Genomic DNA, 21748 nt, shown 5'->3' with positions numbered 1-21748 from the left:
AAGAAATGTTTAAAAAGTTTATACAAAGACCCGTACTCTCAACGGTAATATCTGTTATTATCGTTATTTTAGGTGTTTTAGGCCTAATTGAGTTACCGATTTCTCAATATCCGGATATAGCACCGCCAACGGTAAACGTGGCAGCAAGTTATACCGGAGCCAACGCAGATGTGGTACTTAAAAGTATCGTAATTCCGCTGGAAGAACAAATTAATGGTGTAGAAAACATGACTTACATGACTTCTACAGCAACAAACGACGGAAATGCCTCTATTAAAGTTTTCTTTAAAGTAGGAACCAATCCTGATTTAGCAGCGGTAAACGTGCAGAACAGGGTTTCCAGAGCAACAAGTTTATTACCTGTAGAGGTAACTCAGGCTGGGGTTACAGTAACCAAAAGCCAGAGTAGTAACTTATTGATTTTCTCTTTATACAGTGACGATAAAGCTTACGACCAAACGTTTCTTCAAAACTATGCAAAGATCAATCTTGTACCGCAGATTCAGCGTGTAGTTGGAGTAGGTGATGTAACCGTTTTTGGCGCAAAAGATTACTCGATGAGAATCTGGCTGAAACCAGACGTAATGCAGCAATACAAACTGATTCCGAGCGACATTTCTGCTGCTTTGGCTGAACAGAATATTGAGGCGGCGCCAGGTAAATTTGGTGAAAACGGAAATCAGGCTTTTCAATATGTAATTAAATACAAAGGACGTTTAACATCTGCCAAAGAATTTGAGGACATTATTATCAAATCGGTTGGAAATGGACAGATGTTGAGACTTAAAGATGTAGCTAAAGTAGAACTAGGATCTTTAAGTTATTCTTCAACAATTAAAACAAATGGTGTAGAATCGGCGGCGATGGCCATTAGCCAGACTCCGGGGTCTAATGCTCGTGATGTAATCATCAATTCTAAAAAACTGATTGAAGAAGCAGCTAAGAGTTTTCCAAAAGGAATGAAATACACCATTATGGTGGATGTTAACGAAAACCTTGATGCTTCTATTGAGAAAGTAATTCACACTTTGATTGAAGCCTTTATATTGGTTTTCATCGTAGTATTTATTTTCCTTCAGGATTTCAGATCTACTTTAATTCCTGCAATTGCAGTTCCTGTTGCGATTGTAGGTACGTTCTTCTTCCTGAATTTATTCGGATTTACGATTAACTTATTAACGCTTTTTGCAATGGTACTCGCCATTGGTATTGTGGTCGATGATGCGATTGTGGTCGTGGAGGCGGTGCACGCCAAACTCGATCACGGATATAAATCGGCTAAAAAAGCAACCATTCATGCAATGGACGAAATTTCGGGTGCGATTATTTCGATTACATTAGTAATGGCGGCGGTATTTATTCCGGTAACATTCATTAACGGATCAACAGGGGTTTTCTATAAACAATTTGGTATTACACTGGCAGTTGCGATTATTCTTTCGGCAGTAAATGCCTTAACACTGAGTCCGGCTTTATGTGCGCTTTTACTAAAACCGCATGCAGACGATCATAAACATAAAAGCTATTTACAGCGTTTTTATACTTCGTTTAACGTTGCATTTGATAATGTAACAGCAAGATACAAACGTTCGGTAAGTTTTCTTTCTGCGAAAAAATGGATTGCATTAGCTTCTATTATTATTGCTGGAGTGGCATTGGTTTATATGATGAAAACCACGCCTTCAGCTTTCGTTCCTTCGGAAGATCAGGGAACTGTTTTCGCGAATATCAGTTTACCGCCATCAGCTTCTATGGAGCGTTCGGATATTATTGCCAAAAGAGTTGATAGTATAGCAAAGACAATCCCGGGAGTTAAAAATACACTTCGTATCGTTGGACAGAACTTTACGGCAGGAGCAGGTAGTGCATACAGTATGGTAATCGTAAAATTATATCCTTGGGATCAGCGTGATTTAAGTGTTGATGATGTAATTGGACAACTTTTTGCTAAAACCAGCGGAATCCGTGAGGCCAGTATCTTCTTTATTTCGCCGCCAACTATTCAGGGTTTTGGACAAAGTGGTGGATTCGAATTCCAATTACAGGATAAAGGAGGACATACAACTGCTGAATTCTTTAAAGTGAATAATGAATTCTTAGCTAAACTATCAGAACGTCCGGAAATTCAATACGCCACAACTCCATTTAACCCGGGATTCCCTCAGTATATGATGGATGTCAATTTAGCGAAAGCTAAAGATGCAGGAGTTTCTATAAATACCATTTTATCCACAATGCAGGGTTATTATGGTGGATTGTATGCTTCTAACTTCAATAAGTTCGGAAAACAATATCGTGTAATGGTTCAGGCTTCTCCTGAGTTTAGAGCAAATACCGAAGGGTTAAATAAAATCTTTGTTCGTAATAGTGCAGGAAATATGGCGCCAATTACGGAGTTTGTTAAAATGACAAGAGTTTTTGGGCCGGAATCTATTTCAAGGTTTAACTTATTTACGTCAATTTCTATTACGGGAGCACCAAAACCGGGTTATAGTTCGGGAGATGCGATTAAAGCCATTCAGGAAGTTGCGGCAGAAAACCTTCCGGCAGGTTATGGTTACGAGTTTTCTGGATTAACACGTGAAGAGTTAGCTTCCGGAAGTGAAACGATATTCATTTTCTTATTGTGTTTGGTATTCGTTTATTTCTTGTTGAGTGCGCAATACGAAAGTTATATTCTTCCTTTTGCGGTATTATTGTCAATTCCATTTGGATTAGCAGGAGCATATTTGTTCTCGATTATTTTTAAACTGAATAGTAATATTTATTTACAGATTTCCTTAATCATGTTGATTGGACTTCTGGCCAAGAATGGTATTTTGATTGTCGAATTTGCTTTGGACAGAAGACGTAAAGGACTTCCGGTTGTACAAGCGGCAATTGAGGGAGCGGTAGCACGTTTACGTCCGATTCTGATGACTTCATTTGCTTTTATTCTTGGACTTGTTCCTTTAATGTTTGCCAAAGGAGCGGGAGCTGTTGGTAACAAATCGATTGGTACAGGAGCAGTAGGAGGTATGTTGATCGGAACTATTTTAGGAGTTTTCGTAATTCCGGTTCTTTTTATCATTTTCCAAAACTTACAGGAAAAAATAAGCGGACCTGCAAAAGATGGTTATGACGACGACGACGATGATGAAGAGGAAATTCATTTAATAGAAGCTCATAAAGAGTAAAATTTAATTAAGAAAGAAATGATTAATAGTTCAAATAAATATATTCTAATGGTAATGACGGCCGCACTTTTAAGTGCGTGCTCCGTTACCAAGAAATACGAACGTCCCACAACTTTAAAAACAGATCAGCTGTACCGTGATCAGTCTTCTACAGATTCGACTACAATTGCTGATATGCCGTGGCAGAGTGTTTTTAAAGATGAGAAACTGAACGCTTTAATTCAGAAAGGATTAGATCAGAACCTGAATCTGAAAAATGCGATTGAGAATATTGTACAGGCTCGTGCTTCTTTGCGTCAAAGTAAATTGGCATATTATCCGACATTGCAATTGGACGCCAATGTTACTCATAACAAACAATCACAGGCGGGACTTAATTTTCCGGCAGGAATCAATATCAATACTTTAACTACAACCTATAAATTAGGAGCAAGTACTTCCTGGGAAGCTGATATCTGGGGAAAATTGAGCAGTTCTAAAAGAGCCGCTTTGGCAACTTATTTAGCAAGTGATGCAGCAAAACAAGCGATACAAACACAATTGATTGCAGATATTGCTAATAATTATTTTATGCTTTTGGCTTATGATAAATCACTGAAAATTACTCAGGAAACTTTAGAAAGCCGTATTAAAAATGTGGAGACAATCAAAGCTTTAAAAGAAGGAGCCATTGTTACAGGTGCAGCAGTTGTTCAGAGTGAAGCCAATCAGCATGCCGCAGAAGTATTGATTCCGGATTTAAAACAAAGCATTCGTGAAACAGAAAATGCTCTAAATATCTTATTAGGACAAGGCCCTGGAACAATTGAAAGAGGAGAACTAGGAACTCAGATTATTCCGGAAACTATTGCAATCGGTATGCCGGCTCAATTATTAGAAAACCGTCCGGACGTGCGTCAGGCAGAATTTAATTTCAGAGTAGCTTTTGAAGCAACCAATTTGGCTAAAACTTATTTTTATCCAAGTTTAACGCTTACAGCCAGTACAGGATTTTCAAATTTAGAGTTAAAAGACTTCTTCAGTAATTCTATCTTTTATTCTATTATTGGAGGTTTAACACAGCCAATTTTTAATCAGGGATTGAATAAAATGAGATTAACAACGGCTCAGTCACAACAATTACAAGCCTATAATAATTTCCAGCAGACTTTATTAGTAGCAGGTCAGGAAGTTTCAAATGCATTGTATTCGTATCAAATGGCTGTTGAAAAAGAAGATTCAAGACAAAAACAAATTGAAGCCTTAGAAAAAGCAGTTGATTTTACACAACAGCTCTTGGAATATAGCTCAGCGACCAACTATACAGACGTATTAACTTCAGAGCAAAATCTTTTATCAGCTCAATTAAGTGGTATTAATGATAATCTACAGAAATTACAAGCTGTAGTTAATTTGTATAGAGCTTTAGGTGGCGGTTGGAAGTAAAATTCTTTTGTTTATAAAAATTGTCGTTTGTCGGAATAATTATACCTTTCGTCTAATAAATAATTGATTATTATAGAATTGGATTTACCTTTGGAAATGGATAAAGTAATTAAAGTATACTTTAAGTTCCCACGATCAGGATCATTTGATGATCACTTAATTTAAATAAAAACATGACTATAAAACGCCTCAGAAATGGGGCGTTTTTTTATTGAATGTACATCGGCTGTAAAGCACTATTCGTCGATTATTTTCCAGTTTCCGTATAATGAATGCGATAATCTTAAATATTGGCATTAATTTAGACTCCTATCTACTAAAATAAATATTAAAACTAAAGATCATGAAAAAATTAGTATTCGCCTCAGTACTCTTTATGAGTGTGTTTTTTGCCCAGGCGCAAGTATCGGTTAATGTAAATATTGGAACTCCTCCAAATTGGGGACCACAAGGTTATGATGACAGCAGATATTATTACCTGCCAGATATCGATGTATATTATGATATAAATCAGAACGTATTTATCTATGACAATGGAGGTAAATGGATGCGTGAAAAAAGACTTCCGTCAAGATACAGAAACTATGATTTGTATTCTGGTTACAAAGTTGTTTTAACAGATTACAGAGGAGATGCTCCTTATTATTATCATGCTAAACATATAAAATCTTATCCAAAAGGTTATGTTGGAAAACCTCAGAAAAACAGAGGTGAAAAACCAAAAGGAAACAACGGAAACCATTACGGAAATGACAAAGGTAAAAGCAAAGGAAATAACTCCAAAAAACAGTCTGACAAAAACCACGATCACTCTAACGGAAATCACCGTTAATCCAAAAAACATGACTGAAAGAAAACGCCTCCAATTGGAGGCGTTTTTGATTTATGATAGCAACTAATTACACGAATTAGCAAGAATTTTTATTTTTATAAAAGGTGTAATTTAAGCTAATGTGTGTCTAAAATGAATTGCCTGCAGCTTTAGCTGAAGGTTAATAGATTCTACATTTATTGGCTTTAGCCAAACTTTTGTGCCTAGTTTGGCTGAAGCCTTTTATTTGCATAAACAAAAAACCTCCAGCTAAAGCCGGAGGCAATTGATATTTTTAAAATAGATTTGTGCTAATTCATGTAATTCGTGGCTAAAAGAATCCTTTTAATCCAAATAATCTATGGCTAAAAAACTATTCCGAAATCGTTTTTACTTTATGTCCAATAGCGCCAAAAGAAAGAATAATCAAGAAACAAACTAAAGGAATAACATATCCAGACTGAATATCATCATGATTCATATCAATCAAAGTTCCCATTCCGTAAGGAATAATAGCACCTCCAACGATCGACATAACCAACCAGGAAGAACCTGTTTCTGTATTCGATTTTAAACCTTTAATTCCTAAAGAGAAAATAGTAGGGAACATAATTGACATAAAGAACCCGATTCCTCCAAGAGCGTAAAGAACTCCCATTCCTGATCCGTATATAGCTACTAGAGAAAGAAGAGCGGATATAACGCAGTAAATCGAAAGTAAAACGTAATCTTTTACAAACTTTAAAAAGAAAGTGCCAATAAAACGTCCTGCCATAAATAAAAAACCATAACCTCCTAAATAAAAAGCAGCAGTTTTTTCATCTAAACCTGCTCCTTGCTGAGCAATTCTTATAAAGAAACTAGTAACACATACTTGTGCTCCAACATAGAAAAACTGTGCTACAACAGCCCATGTTAAATGTCTAAATTTTAAAACAGAGAAAAAACCAGGCTTAACTTCAACTTCCGTATGCTTTGGTTTCATAGAAGGAAGGTGCATGAAATAAAAAGCTATAGCTACTAAAACCAATACAGTTCCCAAAACAATATACGGCATTTTCACAGCCTGAGCTTCACCTAATAAATAAGCTGCTTTTTCAGTCTCCGGCATTGCAGCCATTTGTTCTTTTGTATGATTCGTTCCTGAGAGAATAAATAGTGAACCCACAAATGGAGCAACAACAGCGGCCAAAGCATTAAAAGAAGCCGCTAAATTTATTCTTTTTGATGAAGCCTCTGCTGGACCTAAAATAGTAGCATAAGGATTTGCACTGGTTTCAAGAATTGTTAAACCACAACCAATAACAAATAGAGCAAATAAAAACAATTCATATGTTCTTGAATCTGCAGCTGGAACAAATAAAAATGCTCCTGTAGCAAAAACTAATAACCCAACAATAATACTAGTTTTGTAACCAAATCTTTTGATTAGCATTCCCGCAGGAATTGCCATTATAAAATAAGCGAAGAAGACAGAAGTATCAATCAATGTGGATTGACTATTGTTTAATTCGCAGGCTTTCTTTAAGTGTGGAATCAAAACAGAATCCAGATTGTGAGCCATTCCCCAAAGAAAAAATAAACTGGTAATTAAAATAAATGGAACTTTATAATTAACAGTACCATTTCCAGTTTCTAAAGGTGCGTCATGTTGATCGCCGGCTTGGTTTGTAATTTGCATTGTTTAGATAGTTTTTTAAGTTGTTTTTTTTTGGAAGTTTTTTGTTTTGTGATGAAGGAGACTCAAAGTCTTTTTATTTTTTCTTTGCGACTTTGCGTCTTTGCGAGATTATTTTAAAGCAGTCTTTTTTTTAGTCTCGCAAAGACGCAAAGTCGCAAAGTATTTAAAACCTTAGCGGCTTAGAGTCTTAGTATCTCAGGATCTCTTTTTCACTAAAAGTAAATGATCACATACCAAAACGACTTCACCGCGTTGGTTGATGATTTCTACGTGTTCTGTTACAGTTCCCATTTCTGGATTTTTAGCTTCGCCTTTTTCAGAAATCGTAACTTCTGAATGGATGGTGTCGCCAATATGAACTGGTTTTACAAAACGCATTTTATCATATCCTCTTGAAAAAGCTTCAGGATTTATTTCAGAAGCCGTTAATCCGATTCCGATAGCAAAAACCATCGTTCCGTGGGCAATTCTTTGTCCGAATGGTTGTGTTTTGCACCATTCTTCGTCCATGTGGTGCGGAAAGAAATCCCCAGTGTGCCCGGCATGAACTACAAAATCAGTTTCTGTAATGGTTCTGCCTAAAGTTACTCGTTTGTCGTCGATTTGATAATCTTCGAAAAAAGTCGATTTAAAATACATATTCTAGATATTTTTTATCAGCCTTACTTCTAAAATACGTTCGTTTTGAAGAAGATTGAAATTTGTTTTTTTTTGGTTTTGAAATATAGTGTTTTAATTACACTTCATCAAAAGAAATTCCACCGTTTTTACTACTCACATAACACGCTTCTATAACCTTCATTGTTCCTAAAACATCCTGAACGCTGGCAAACAATTTTTCGTCAGAACCCTCTTTGTAACGCATCAGATTAGACATTGCACCAATAAAAGCTTCAGGAAACCAAGAGCCTTCCAGTTTTACTTCTGTCCATTCGTATTCATTTTCATTATCTTTTCTCGGCAAAGCATACTCAAAAACGTCCGGAAGACCGTCAGGATAGTTCATCAGCAAGCCCATTTTTGCTTTAATGGCGCCTTTTGTTCCTTCCCATTTAATGTAACTTTCTTCATGTTTTGGACCGAAATGATGATCGTGATTTGTATTGATGACAACATGTTTATCTTCGCCATAATCCAAGATAATCGTAGATCGGCTTGAAGATAATTTCTTAAGCGGATGCTTGGCTGTTTTAGCATAAACACTTTTAGGATTTCCTAGGAAAGATCGGATACAGTCGATGTAATGAACGCTGTGGAAAAGAATCTCCAATCTTGGATGTTCTTTAATTAAAGGAAACAATTCCCAAGGTGTATTTACAGTTACTTTAAATTCTAAATCGTATAATTCGCCAATAATTCCCTGATCGATTAAATATCGGGCGGCGCTTACAAAAGATGCAAAACGCAATTGGAAATTGATTGCCGCAACCAAATTTTTTCTTTCGCAGACTTCTACGATTTCACGTGCCTGAGCCAAATCATTTCCCATTGGTTTCTGAATTAAAACCGCAGCTCCGTCAGGTAATTGCTCCAGAATTTCAATGTATTGATCAGGCAGAACCGTAATATCGTAAACAGCGTTTGACGGTGCATTTTTAACTGCATCGGCAACACTTTCAAAAACATGATCGATTTTGAATTGTTTCTGTAAATCGTATGCTTTAGAAATCGTTCTGTTGGTAATACCAAAAACTTTAAAACCAGCCATTTCATAAGCAGGAAGATGCGCATCTTTTACAATACCGCTTGCTCCAATAATCACAATAGGCTGTTCTGTTTGGGGAAGTAAAGGTTTATAGGGAATATTCATTTGTTCTATATTTTGAAATTGAGTCTGTCAAGTTTAATTTTTGACAGAGCTGTGTAATGTTGTTCCTTGACTTAATTCTTTAATTTTTTTCTGAGTTTCCTCTAAAATTATAGCTGATGAGATATCAGTTTCAATCGCTTTTAAAACAGTGCCGTCAATCAATTCAGCTACTTTTGGCCAGATTGGCGTTTGAGGAAGTGTCAATGCATTTTCATGAAGCATTTCCAGTTTGTGATAAAATGGAATCAAAGTATTGATTTCTGCATCTTTCCAAGTCGATTTTCGGCATCCGATTCCGCCTTCGGTTGTCAATAATTTGTCGCTTTCTGGCGTTGTTGCAAAACGTAAAAAATCATAAGCTAGCTTTTGGTGTTTGCTTCCCGAACCAATGGTATACAGCCAATAAACATTCAAAGAAGCTGTTTTATGCCCCGGATCAGATGGGAGGGAAGTAATATCGATTTTTCCTTTTACTTTCGATTCTTCAATTACTTCTGCCATAGAAGCAAATCCGAACCAGTTGATCGCCATTGCAGCTTGTCCTTCGGCGAAAGCCAAACCGGCTTCAACAGAGCCAAATTCTCTTGATTTTGGATGAACAGCATTTTTGTCATTGACCATTTTTCGATAAAAATCCAATGCTTTTATTGCTGCTTCGTTATGAATGTCAATCTGATTTTTGTTGTTTAATAAAGAACCGCCACGCGTCCATAATTGCAGACAGAAGTCAAAAACCATATTATGCCCGTCCGGATAATTGGCAAAAACAGCACCATATAAATTTTGTTCGGGACGATTAAAAAATGTGGCAATTTGGGCGAATTCCTGCCAAGTTTTCGGAGTAGCAAGTTCGTAACCAAACTGTTTTTTAAAATTCTCTTTTTCTGTTTCGTTTTCGAATAAATCTTTTCGGTAAATCAAACATTCTGGACCATCATGAAAAGGAAGTCCGAAAATGCCGTTACTTAGTTTCTGCAAATGTAAAAGCGATTTATGCCATCCGAAAGGAAAATTTTCTGGCGGATTTTCTCCAATTAATGGAAATAAATTAAGAACCGCATTTTCGTTTGCAGCGTCATAAATCCAATCAGTGTTAATATGGGCGATGTCCCATTTTCCTTCTTTTAAACCTTTTTCAGAAATCGTGGTTTCATACAAATCGTGAAGTTCTAAGGCAACCATTTCGGCTTCAATTTTTATATTATTTTGAAGTGAAAATGCATCCCATAATTTTTGAAGTGTACTTTCGAACGGATCGAATTTTCGAACGGCGATTCTAATTTTTTCCATCAGCAGTCTATAAACTCTTTAATAATTTTCTCGTTGTCCTGACCCAGTTTTGGCGAACCTTTTCCTGAAGTCAGATATTCGCCGTCAATTTTTATCGGACAGCGTGTAGTTTTATAAGTGTAGCCATCCAACATTTCGACTTGCTGTGTAAAATTCAAAACCTTAAATCCATCTTCAGCAAATAATTGTTGATAATTTAAAACTCCTGCACACCAAATGTCTGCAGGTTCTAAAATATCCAACCAAAACTGTGTTTCCTGCGTTTGTAAATGATCGGCAAGGATATTTTTTATGTCGTCTCTAAGTGTAAATTTATTTTCAGGGAAAGCCAATAAAGCATCACATTGCAGCAAAGAAGCTAAAACAGGAATCGATCCCATTGCCAATGCTAAATAGCCGTTTTTGGTTTTGTAAATTCCGTATGGAGCGCCCAAATAGGCGTGTGCATTATTGGTTTTAGTTCGAACGGGCAATTCGCCTCCGTCATTAAAATATGTCGTAATCGTTTCAAATTGAAAATCAAATGCCGATTCCAACATACTGACTTGAATTTGTGCGCCAATATTATGCGTTGCTTTTCTGTATAAAGCTGCCAAAATTCCTTGGGCTAAATGCGCTCCAGCAAGCATATCCACAATCGACAATCCCATTGGGACTGGACCGTCTTCTTGATTGCCACTCAACCACGTTAAAGCGGTTAACGATTGTAAAAGCAGATCCTGACCCGGTAAATCTTTTAAATCAGGATGTTCTCCAAAACCTGAAATAGAACCATAAATCACATTCGGATTAATGCTTTTTACGTCATCATAACTCAAACCAATGCGTTCCATAACTCCAGGTCTAAAATTATGCATCACAACATCAGCTTTGGCTAATAATTTTTTTAGTTTTTGAAGTTCTTCAGGCTTTTTAAAATCAATTGCAAAAGATTCTTTGTTTCTGTTGATGGTATGAAAAACAGACGATTCGCCGTTCATAATCAAATCAGAAGTATATAAAGTACGGCAGATATCTCCCGTTCCCGGTTTTTCAATTTTTATAACGCGTGCGCCCAAATCAGCCAAACGCAAACTCGCTGACGGCCCCGAAAGAAACTGACTGAAATCTATAATTAAATAATCTTCTAAAGGTTTCATTTTTTTGTTTAACCGTTTTATTGTTTAATCCTTATTTTCAATAATTAAAATCTAGTTTAATCTGCTAAAATCTTTTTAAATCTGCGTGAAATACCTTTTGCGTATAGATTTTTTCACGCAGATTTGTGCAGATAAAAGCAGATTTACACAGATTTTAATTTAATCTGTTGAGTTTTATTTAGCTTGAATAAACTCTTCGTGTATATTCAAATTATCTTGTCCTACTTTTGGAGCGGCTTTTTCGCTTAATAAAATTTCACCGTCTAACTGAATCGGACTTCTGGTCGTTATCATCGTTTCACCTTCGGTATTTTTTACAGTTTGTTTCAGTTGTAATTCATTTACAAAAGGCTGACTATCTAATTCTTCGTAATTGAAAACTTTTCCGCACCAAATGCCTTCTTTTTGCAGGATTTCAATCCAGTAATCAGAAGTTTGGGTTTTAATTCTTTCACTCAAAATCGTTCTGATTTCATCTCTTTTTTCAAACCAAAGATGTTTATCCGCGAAAGCGTTTAAATCTAAACCTAAAGTTTTTCCAATGAAAATTAAATCGCCCATTGCCAGCGATAAATATCCGTCTTGAGTTGGATAAACGCCATAAGGAGCGCTTAAGAAAGCATGTGCACTTCCTTTAATATCACCTCTTTCAGGCTGTTGTCCTCCATCATTTAAGAAAGAAGTAATGGCTTCAAACTGTACATCCAAAATAGATTCCAGCAAGCTGACTTCAACCAAAACTCCTTTTTTGGTTTTAGCTCTTTTTAAAAGTGCTGCTAAAATTCCCTGTACAAAATGATTCCCGCACATTAAATCGGCTACAGCCAAACCAAAGGGTACTGGAGCCTGACTTTTGCGTCCGCTTAGCCAGCTTAATCCGGAAAGCGATTGTAACAATAAATCTTGTCCCGGTTTTTTTGCCCACGGACCTTCATTTCCGTAACCTGTAATGGTTCCGTAAATAATCTGTGGATTAATAGCTAGAGTGTTTTCAAAATTCAAACCAATTTTTTCCATTACTCCAGGTCTGAAATTATGCGTCATAATATCAGCCTTTTCGATTAGTTTTTTAATTAAAACCAAATCGTCAGGATTTTTCAAATCGGCAGCAAAAGATTCTTTATTTCTGTTAATGGTATGAAAAAGCAAACTGCTGTCGTCTACAAATAAATCTTTAATACTCAATTGTCTGCACGCTTCACCTTTTATGGGACGCTCAATTTTGATAACGCGTGCGCCCAAATCAGCCAGTTTTAATCCAGCCGAAGGTCCTGCTAAAAACTGACAGAATTCCAGAACAATTAATCCTTCTAAAGGTCTCATACCGTCTGGATTTTTAGAGATTCCGCGTAAAGCGAATTCATTTCTTCCAAAACTTTTAATTCGTCTCCGCCATTCATCAAATAATTGCGAACTACATCTCCGGCATGATCCTGGAAATACATATGCCCATAATATCTTGGACGAAGGAAAGCGCGCTCTAAAGCAGGGAGTGTATTTTTGAAATAATCATGTGTCACGCCATTAATTCTCTGGCTTTTCCAAGCTTGTAAGTGACCCGGCTGACCGCCATTATCGGTATAAATATTTTGCTGAATTTGTGATGAACAAGTAAATTCTGCATATTTTATGGCAGTTTCAATATGTTCGCTGAATGAAGAAACAGCCAAACCAGTTCCGCCCAAAGATGAAATCATTGGATTCTCATTCAATTTTACTAAATCATAAAAATGTAAAAGGTTTTGGCTGTAGCCAATGCGAGAATAATTGGAATAACCATAAGCAAACGGGCAGTACGCAATTTCGTCTGAATTGACCATTGCTTCGTAAACCTGAATTGGATTTCTGTTAAAGTTAGCAGGATCAATCAACTGCGCCAATTCTCTAAACATTTGAAGGGCTTTGATTCCTGTGGTTTCAGAAATCACTTTTTCTTCAGACAGAAAAGGAGCTTCACCCAAACTGCAACAAAACATATAAAAACTCATTAAAACATCTACGGGAATTCCGGCAAAAGCGACTAAGCCTTTTTTCGCTAAAACCAATAAATCTTCGTAAGTTTTAGGAACTTCTAAATTATTTTTTTCTAAAAGATCCAATCGGGCAGAGGCAACCGGAGTTGCAGCATCAATTGGCAATGCCCATAATTTGTCATGAAAAACATAACTTCCGTACGATTTTCCAACAGTATTACTTTCTTGGTCTTTAATATATTCGTTTGATAAATAATCAGATAACGGAAGAATCGCTTTGGTTTGCGCTCCAAAACCTGTCCAAGGATGATCGATTACCAATAAATCAAATCTTTTGGCTAAGTCTTCGATAGAGGCATCGGCAAATTCTTGTAAGCTTCTTTTCTCCCAGGAAATTTCAACTTCAGGATGTAGTTCTGTAAAACGCTGCGATGTGGCAACCATAGGAAGCAAACCTCTTGTATGATTCCAAGTTATGCCTTTTAATTTTATCATTTTTGTATAGGAATTTTGGGTAGTGAAATCGATTGAAATAATAAATGTAAAATTTACAATTACAAAAGTAGGAATAAGATTGAAATGAACAAGAAATCCTTTCTTTTTAAGAAATCTTTTTTACATAAATTGATAATTAGTGATATAATTTTTACAAACCGTCTAAAAATTGTTATAAAAATTTAAAGTTTAGTCATTTTCATTAACGGAAAATAAAATATAGGTCGGATATTAATTTTTAAAAAGTATTTTTGTAATTGTGATTTTTACATTTATTAATTTTGCCATGTTCTTTTTGAAGAATTTTAAATGAATAAAAGAAGAATTACTGCAAATTATAAACTAACAACTAAAAATATACGATTATGAAATTAATACGTTTTGGAGAAATCGGAAAAGAAAAACCCGGAGTTTTGATTGGAGAGAAAAGATATGATGTTTCTTCACTTGTAACTGATTTTAACGAAAGTTTCTTTGAAGAGAACGGATTAGAAAAACTGCAAAAAGCATTAGAAAGTAATTCGGCTTTGCCAGAAGTAGATGCTTCAGTACGTTTGGGTTCACCAGTGGCAAGACCTTCAAAAATTATCTGCATTGGTTTAAATTATATCGATCACTGCAAAGAAACCAATGCACCGATTCCGACAGAACCTATTATTTTCTTTAAATCGACTACCTCGTTATGCGGTCCGGATGATGATTTGATTATTCCAAAAAACAGTGAAAAAACAGACTGGGAAGTAGAATTGGCGTTTGTTGTTGGCAAAAAAGCAAGTTATGTGGAAGAAGAAGAGGCTTTGGATTATGTGGCTGGATATGCTTTGTTAAATGATTACAGCGAAAGAGCTTTTCAATTGGAACGCGGAGGGCAATGGGCAAAAGGAAAAGGAAGTGACACTTTTGCGCCTCTTGGACCATTTTTAGCAACAAAAGACGAAATCGCCGATGTGGATAATTTAAAAATGTGGCTGACTGTAAATGGTAAAAAATATCAAGACAGTAACACATTGAATCTGGTTTTCAAAATTCCTTATTTACTGCATTATTTAAGTCAGTTTATGACCTTACTTCCGGGTGATATTATCAGCACAGGAACGCCTCCTGGAGTTGGTTTAGGAATAAAACCGGATCCGATTTATATTAAAGCAGGTGACGTTATTGAGCTTGGAATTGAAGGTTTAGGAACAAGCAAACAAAAGGCTGTAGCTTACAAAAAGTAATATAACTATCTGTTATTGTGACGCGGATAAAACGGATTTACTTCGTAAAAACGCGGATTTAAACGGATTTTAAGTTTAATAAAAATAATAAAAAAATCCGTTTAATCCGTGTCTTCGCGATAGCGAATCTGCATAATCCGCGTCTAATTAGAAATTTAAACGAAACAAAAAAATGAAATATATAGTTTGCGAAAAACCTCAGGAATTTCTATTAAAAGAAACCAATATTCCAGAACCAAAAGAGGGAGAAGTTTTATTGAAAATTAAAAGAATCGGAATCTGCGGAACTGATATTCACGCTTTTGGAGGAACTCAGCCGTATTTTGAATATCCAAGAATTTTAGGTCACGAATTGGCCGCAGAATATGTAAAAGGAAATGCTGAAGGCTTTAAACTAGGAGATAAAGTAACGTTTATTCCGTATTTCAACTGCGGAAAATGTGTTGCCTGTAGAAATGGTTTAACAAACTGTTGTGTAAATATCAAAGTTTTTGGAGTTCATATTGATGGCGGAATGGCTGAGTATGTTTCGATTCCGGAACAATATTTATTGCACGGTCAAGGTTTAGATTATGATGAATTGGCTTTGGTAGAACCATTGGCAATTGCTGCACACGGGGTTAGAAGAGCAGCGGTTAAACCAACAGATACTGTTTTGGTAATGGGAGCGGGACCAATCGGAATTGGTTTAATTCAGTTTGCTAAAATTGCCGGAGCAAAAGTTATCGTTATGGATATTAATGATTACAGGTTGAATTTCTGTAAAGAACAGTTACAAGCAGACGAAACGATTAATCCGTTGAATGACGATGTTGCTCAAAAATTAGCTGAATTGACAAACGGCGATATGGCAAATGTTGTAATTGACGCGACTGGAAATCAGAAAGTAATGAACAGCGCTTTCAATTATATTTCGCATGGCGGAAGATTTGTTTTGGTCGGACTTCAAAAAGGAGAATTGAGTTTCAGTCACCCTGATTTCCACAAAAGAGAATCGACTTTAATGAGCAGCCGAAATGCTACAATCGAAGATTTCGAATATGTAATGAAATGCCTGAAAGAAGGAAAAATCGATCCAAAAAAATACATCACGCACAGAACTAGTTTTGATGAAATGATTACTGATTTTGGGAATTTGATTGATCCTAAAAATAATGTGATTAAGGCGTTAATTGAAATAGAATAGTTTTTTTGATAAAGAATTTACGCTTTAGTTTGTCATCCTGACGAAGGAAGGATCTCCGCAAGAAACTCTACAAAGATTGGCGAATTTCTGTATGGAGCTACTCACGAAGATTTCTCCTTCGTCGAAATGACAAAAATGAGGAAAAATATATAAACACATAGACACATAGATTTTTATTGTTTGTAAAAGAGAATAAAAAAGAAACTATTTTCTTAACACATAGCTATGTGTATTTATGCGGGTGAAACGCCTTTGAACGGTTTTAAAATCTATGTTTCTATGTGTTTAAAAATCTAACTACTACTAAACTTTAATACCCACAAAAATGGATTTAAACTTAAAAAATAAAATAGTTGTCGTTTCCGGTTCGGCTGGAAAAGAAGGCAGTATTGGAGAAACTATCGTTAATAGATTAGCAGATGAAGGCGCGATTCCGGTTTTGGTTGACAGAAATGCAAGAGGTTTCGAATACGCGGAAAGACTTCAAAAAAGAGGTGTTAATTCTTTATTTGTACAGACTGACGTAACCGATCCTGTTGCGATAGAAAATGCTGTAAAAGTAATTGGAGCTAAATACGGAAGAATCGATGCTGTTATCAACAACGTTGGTGTTAATGATGGCGCCGGATTAGATTCGAGTTACGAGGATTTTATGAATTCTTTGAAACTGAATGTGGTAAGTTATTTTCTTTTAGCTAAATATTCACTTCCATACTTAAAAGAATCAAAAGGTAATATTTTGAATATTGGTTCAAAAGTTGCCTTAACTGGACAGGGCGGAACTTCTGGTTACGCTGCTGCGAAAGGCGGAGTTTTAGGCTTAACAAGAGAATGGGCAGTAGATTTGATTCAGTACGGAATCCGTTCGAATGCCATTATTATTGCTGAAAGTTATACGCCGGCTTATGAAGATTGGATTAAAACATTGCCAGATGGAGAGGCGGTCTTGAAAAAAATTAGTAAAACGATTCCATTAGAAAGCCGAATGACTAAAACAGAAGAAATTGCTGATACGGCACTTTTCATCATTTCTGAAAAATCATCACATACTACAGGACAATTTGTTTTTGTGGATGGAGGTTACGTACATTTAGACCGTGCATTAATCAGCGATGTTAATTAAAAAGTTATGAGTAAAAGAATAGATTCCCATCAGCATTTTTGGAAGTTTGATCCCGTTCGAGACAGCTGGATTGATGAAACGATGCAGAATATCCAAAGAGATTTTCTTCCTGAAGATTTAGAGCCATTATTAAAGGAAAACCAGTTTGAAGGTTGTGTTGCCGTTCAGGCTAGCCAATCGGAAGAAGAAACTCATTTTTTATTGGATTTGGCTTCTAAAAATGATTTCATAAAAGGAGTTGTCGGCTGGATAGATTTACGAAATGAAAACATTGAAGAACGTTTGCAATTCTTTTCAGATCAAAAAAAACTGAAAGGTTTCAGACATGTTGTGCAAGGGGAAGCGGATGATTTTATGTTTGGAGAAGCATTTAGAATAGGAATCACAGCGTTAAAAGCATTTAATTATACTTACGATATATTAATTTTTGAGCGCCAATTACCAGCAGCAATAAGTTTGGTAAAAGATTTTCCAAATCAAAAGTTTGTAATCGATCATATTGCAAAACCAGATATTAAATCAGAAACTATTTTTTCTTGGAAAAGTGGCATTGAAGAAATTGCTAAATACGACAATGTTTGGTGTAAAATCTCAGGTATGGTCACAGAAGCCGATTGGAAAAACTGGAAACCAGAAGATTTTAAACCGTATTTAGATGTAATTTTTGAAAACTTTTCAGTTGATAGATTAATGTACGGATCAGACTGGCCAGTCTTAAATGTAGCTTCAGATTATGATGAAGTAGTAAAGACTTTAGAAGATTATATTTCGAAGTTTTCTGTTGAAGACCAGAATAAGATTTGGTTTGAAAATGCGAATGAGTTTTATAAGTTGTAAGCCATGAATTGTTATGAGTTAGCTCATAGATTATAAAAGCCTGTAAGGCTCATACCATGAACACCGGGCAACGCCCAGTGACAGCAAATAGAGATATGCAAAAAAGCCCTGAAAGGGCGTAAGCAATTACATGACGATTAATGCTTACGCCCTTTCAGGGCTTTTGCTGTCCTCTGGTCTATATCAATTCATAGGACGTTGTCCTATGGTGATGCTTTGAGGCCTTTGGCCTATTATCAAAAATGATGCAAAAAATATAGCCCGTGGTTTCAATTACGGGAATACAATACCGGACTTGACAATATTGCGTCCCAGTGGTTGAAACCAAGAGCTATGTTTGAATATAGGATTCGGGTTATTTCTCCCTTCTGCCGAAATTGCTAAAATTACCGTTTACTCTTTCAAAACATTATTATCCGAAGCCCATTTCTTCTGCCATTCTGGATATTTCTTTAATGCCTTTTCAGGTTTATCAGTGTACCAAGCATAACCTGTTCTTCTTTCACGGCTTACTTCGGCTAGAGAATATAAAAACTCGCTGTCACGATCAGAGAACAAAGGTCTATGTGTTTTTAATTCATAATATCTCGTCCAGATTGGTGAAGCAGTTGGATCGTTTACCACTCTAACGTCATTCTTGATTTTCTTGTATTTTGATTCCATTTCTTCAGCTGCAAAACTTTCAACTCTTGTGTTATAGATTTTAGAATCCTGAAACCATTTTACTGCACCTTGCACGGCATTAATAATTTTTTCATTTGGTTTATCAATGTCCATTAAAAATAAAACAACATCAACGCTTTCAGCATTGCAGATGCTTGGCGGTTCAAATTTACGCGCCCAGGCTGGTTCAAGCGTAATTTCGTCGTGCTGTTGGCACCAAGCAGTTAATTTTCCATTATCTTTAATCTGCATTTTTAAAATACAGTCCAATCCTTTTTGATAAGCTGAAGTTACTTTTTTTCTGGTTTTAGCATCTATAAAAGCATAATCAGGATCATTATTTACAATCTTTTTCAAGAGATTCATAATTCCCATATAAGCTCCGTCATTAAAAGTAATATGGCGACTATATCCTTTTTCCAGCGGATAATATTGTGGCCAGCCTCCGTTTGGATATTGGGCTTTTAAGGTGAAATTTATACCTCTGAGACAGCCATCTTTATACCTTTCATCTTTCGTAAGAGTATAAACCTGTGCCAGATAATGAATATGAGTGTAAGTCGTTTCATTATCAAAAGTCGTATGTTCAATATATTTTGTTTTAACAACGCTGTCAACTTGTTGTGGCGTCAAGATAGCTTTCATATCGTAGTTCTTTGGCCATCCGCCATTGTCACGCTGGAAATACAGAATATTATCGGCGATTTTGGTGTAATCCGTTTCAGTATATTTGGGCTGATTCGGAATTGGATTTATAATATTGGTTTTGTCTTTGATAAAATACCAATGGTTAGTCCCGTCAGTAAAAGGTTTGGTGCTTATTTCGCTATTTGTTTGTGCATTTAAAAATAACGCGGAAAAGATGCAAAACGTTACTGATATTAATTTCGATTTGTTTACGGAATTGAACATGGAACGTTTGTATTAGAATTTAACCGCTTTCTTAGGAACGCTTTTATCAACCGTAGTGGTTTTTGATAAATTAGAACCACTTAAATCGATATTTTTACTCGCTTCACCTGCAATCGTAATTGTGTTTGAAGAAGAAGGATTAAATGCTACATTTTTTAGAGAAAGATTTTGAGCATTGTAAATCTCAAATGCATTTTTAGCCTGAATATCCAATTGTAAGTTGTTTAATTTTATTTCTTTAGCATCAATAATTGAAAAACCTTTTTCTGCTTTGGCAATTAAGTTCGTGATTTCAATATTCTCTAAATTCATTTCCGGCAAACCTTGTAAAAATACTGCTTGCTGAGCACCTTTAATAGTGATATTTTTAATCGAAATGTTTTTGAATTGAGGTGTCTCAACTGTTACAGGCATTGCTTTGTTGACCACTTTGTCTCCGCCTTCTTCTAATGTTTCGGCAATTGATTTTCCTCCATAATACAAATTAAAAGAAATAGCCTGAGACGGAATATCAGTCATAAACACATCCGAAATAAAGATGTTTTCTACAACACCACCTCTTCCTCGGGCACTTTTAAAACGTAAACCTACGTCTGTTCCCATAAAAGTACAATTAGAAACATGAAGGTTTTTTACACCTCCAGACATTTCACTTCCAACAGTAACTCCACCGTGACCATGGTACACGATATTATTTCTTACAATGATGTTTTCGCAAGGAACACCTCTTTCTCGTCCGTCTTTATCTTTTCCGGATTTGATACAGATGGCATCGTCTCCCACGTCAAAACTTGAATTTTCAACCAAAACATTTTTACAGCATTCTACATCAAGACCGTCTCCGTTTTGAGAATACCAAGGATTACGAACACTTACATTTCGAACAATCAAATCTTCAACCATAAAAGGGTGGATATTCCAAGCTGGCGAATTCTGAAAAACAGGGCCGTCAAATAAAACTCTTTTACTGTTTTGAATGCTTACCATTACTGGACGAAGAAAATCATGAATGGTTTCAAATTCTTCTTTTGTTTTTAAGTCAGGACGTACATTTTGATCAGCACCTTTTGAGGCATTCATAAAAACCTCTGATGGATACCAGCTTGTTTTGTCTTTATTTAAAACGCCACCTCTTGCAATAACCTCTTTCCATTGACTGTCTGTTACTTTACTTTTCTTAACCTGTCTCCATACTTCTCCTGAACCATCCCAAACGCCAGTTCCTGTAAAAGCTATATTTTCAAGGTTTTTACCATAAATAGGAGAGATACAGCGCCAAGTATTTAAACCTTCGAAATTGGTTTCAACCAAAGGATACAAAGTTTTGTCTGGAGAAAATTTTATTAGAGCACCCCTTTCAGCATGCATCTCAATATTACTTTTTAATATAATTGGGCCTGTAAGCCAGATTCCAGGAGGAATAATTAGTTTTCCACCACCTTTTTTAGACAACGCATCAATCGCATCAGCAAAAGCTTTGGTATTTAAAACATAACCCCCGTTTACAGCTCCGAAGTCTTTCAGATTTACGGTGTTGTTAGGAATAACAGGTTCGTTAATTTTAGACATTTTAAACTCAATGTTTTGGTAAGTGCCGTCTGAGGCATTTTGGGCATTGAGATTCTTAGTACTCAGACACATCACAAGAGCAAGTGCAAGAGAAGCAAATTGTAGTCGGTTGGTTTTCATTGTTAGCAAATTTTTTGGTGTTTATTTTATTTATATGAAAATTTAACTTCATATAAATAATAATTTTTAAATGTAATCGATTACACAAATCTATTAAAAAAAATCATTTTAACCGAAATTTAAATAGAAATTAACTTAGCGCTTAAAATGATGTTATCAAATGTTTCTAAAATAAGTGTATTGTTTTTTATGATGCTTAATTTTCTTCTTACCATTAAGATATTAAGGGATTTAAAAATTTACGTTGTGTAATTTACTTAATATTTCAAGATAAATTAAGCTTCGCTTTTTCACAAATCCAAACTTAACTTTCTTAAT

At 35.7% G+C, this 21748-nt stretch carries 16 protein-coding genes; 7 read left to right on the top strand and 9 right to left on the bottom strand.

Going from position 1 to position 21748, the window contains the following annotated elements; genetic code table 11:
- Positions 1–5: 5 nt before the first annotated feature.
- From HYN56_RS20520 to HYN56_RS20510, 3 genes are all read left to right on the top strand, one after another.
- Entirely contained in the window at positions 6–3176 is a 3171-nt protein-coding gene (locus HYN56_RS20520; protein WP_109193892.1) for an efflux RND transporter permease subunit, read from the top strand.
- Between the two features lie 18 nt (positions 3177–3194).
- Positions 3195–4601, top strand: a complete 1407-nt coding sequence (locus HYN56_RS20515; protein WP_109193891.1) for an efflux transporter outer membrane subunit — start codon at positions 3195–3197, stop codon at positions 4599–4601.
- Positions 4602–4944: 343 nt separating this feature from the next.
- A complete protein-coding gene (locus tag HYN56_RS20510) occupies positions 4945–5433 on the top strand; it encodes a hypothetical protein (RefSeq protein ID WP_109193890.1) in 489 nt (162 codons plus the stop codon).
- A 352-nt stretch (positions 5434–5785) separates the two neighbouring features.
- Here the strand turns inward: HYN56_RS20510 and fucP are convergent, their stop codons facing one another.
- From fucP to HYN56_RS20475, 7 genes are all read right to left on the bottom strand, one after another.
- On the bottom strand, positions 5786–7093 hold the full coding sequence (fucP, locus tag HYN56_RS20505; RefSeq protein WP_109193889.1) for an L-fucose:H+ symporter permease: 1308 nt from the start codon (positions 7091–7093) through the stop codon (positions 5786–5788).
- Between the two features lie 195 nt (positions 7094–7288).
- Positions 7289–7732, bottom strand: a complete 444-nt coding sequence (locus HYN56_RS20500) for a MaoC/PaaZ C-terminal domain-containing protein (protein WP_109193888.1) — start codon at positions 7730–7732, stop codon at positions 7289–7291.
- Between the two features lie 97 nt (positions 7733–7829).
- Positions 7830–8903: a Gfo/Idh/MocA family protein gene (locus HYN56_RS20495; RefSeq protein ID WP_109193887.1), complete on the bottom strand. Its 1074-nt coding sequence runs from the start codon at positions 8901–8903 to the stop codon at positions 7830–7832.
- Between the two features lie 33 nt (positions 8904–8936).
- Positions 8937–10193, bottom strand: a complete 1257-nt coding sequence (locus HYN56_RS20490) for an extracellular solute-binding protein (RefSeq protein ID WP_109193886.1) — start codon at positions 10191–10193, stop codon at positions 8937–8939.
- Positions 10193–11332, bottom strand: a complete 1140-nt coding sequence (locus HYN56_RS20485) for a CaiB/BaiF CoA transferase family protein (protein ID WP_109193885.1) — start codon at positions 11330–11332, stop codon at positions 10193–10195. Before HYN56_RS20485 ends, HYN56_RS20490 begins: the two co-directional genes overlap by 1 nt.
- Before the next feature lie 174 nt (positions 11333–11506).
- On the bottom strand, positions 11507–12655 hold the full coding sequence (locus tag HYN56_RS20480) for a CaiB/BaiF CoA transferase family protein (RefSeq protein ID WP_109193884.1): 1149 nt from the start codon (positions 12653–12655) through the stop codon (positions 11507–11509).
- Complete coding sequence (locus HYN56_RS20475; protein ID WP_109193883.1) at positions 12652–13800, bottom strand: ABC transporter substrate-binding protein; 1149 nt, start codon at positions 13798–13800, stop codon at positions 12652–12654. Before HYN56_RS20475 ends, HYN56_RS20480 begins: the two co-directional genes overlap by 4 nt.
- A 365-nt stretch (positions 13801–14165) precedes the next feature.
- Between HYN56_RS20475 and HYN56_RS20470 the strand changes: the two genes are divergently transcribed.
- The 4 genes from HYN56_RS20470 (at position 14166) to HYN56_RS20455 (ending at position 18166) form a co-directional block, all read left to right on the top strand.
- Complete coding sequence (locus tag HYN56_RS20470; RefSeq protein WP_109193882.1) at positions 14166–15020, top strand: fumarylacetoacetate hydrolase family protein; 855 nt, start codon at positions 14166–14168, stop codon at positions 15018–15020.
- 172 nt (positions 15021–15192) lie between these two features.
- Positions 15193–16206 (top strand): zinc-binding alcohol dehydrogenase family protein, encoded by a 1014-nt coding sequence (locus tag HYN56_RS20465; RefSeq protein ID WP_109193881.1) that lies wholly within the window; start codon positions 15193–15195, stop codon positions 16204–16206.
- 325 nt (positions 16207–16531) lie between these two features.
- Positions 16532–17329: an SDR family oxidoreductase gene (locus HYN56_RS20460; protein WP_109193880.1), complete on the top strand. Its 798-nt coding sequence runs from the start codon at positions 16532–16534 to the stop codon at positions 17327–17329.
- 6 nt (positions 17330–17335) lie between these two features.
- Positions 17336–18166, top strand: a complete 831-nt coding sequence (locus tag HYN56_RS20455) for an amidohydrolase family protein (protein ID WP_109193879.1) — start codon at positions 17336–17338, stop codon at positions 18164–18166.
- A gap of 393 nt (positions 18167–18559) precedes the next feature.
- Here HYN56_RS20455 and pelA read toward each other — a convergent pair whose 3' ends face one another.
- On the bottom strand, positions 18560–19741 hold the full coding sequence (pelA, locus tag HYN56_RS20450) for a pectate lyase (RefSeq protein ID WP_109193878.1): 1182 nt from the start codon (positions 19739–19741) through the stop codon (positions 18560–18562).
- A 12-nt stretch (positions 19742–19753) separates the two neighbouring features.
- The gene (locus tag HYN56_RS20445; protein WP_109193877.1) at positions 19754–21430 is read right to left on the bottom strand and encodes a glycoside hydrolase family 28 protein; all 1677 of its coding nucleotides are present in this window, start codon (positions 21428–21430) and stop codon (positions 19754–19756) included.
- Positions 21431–21748 lie beyond the last annotated feature (318 nt).

Source organism: Flavobacterium crocinum (genome assembly GCF_003122385.1).
Classification (GTDB): domain Bacteria; phylum Bacteroidota; class Bacteroidia; order Flavobacteriales; family Flavobacteriaceae; genus Flavobacterium; species Flavobacterium crocinum.
This window is presented reverse-complemented; position numbering and strand designations above follow the sequence as displayed.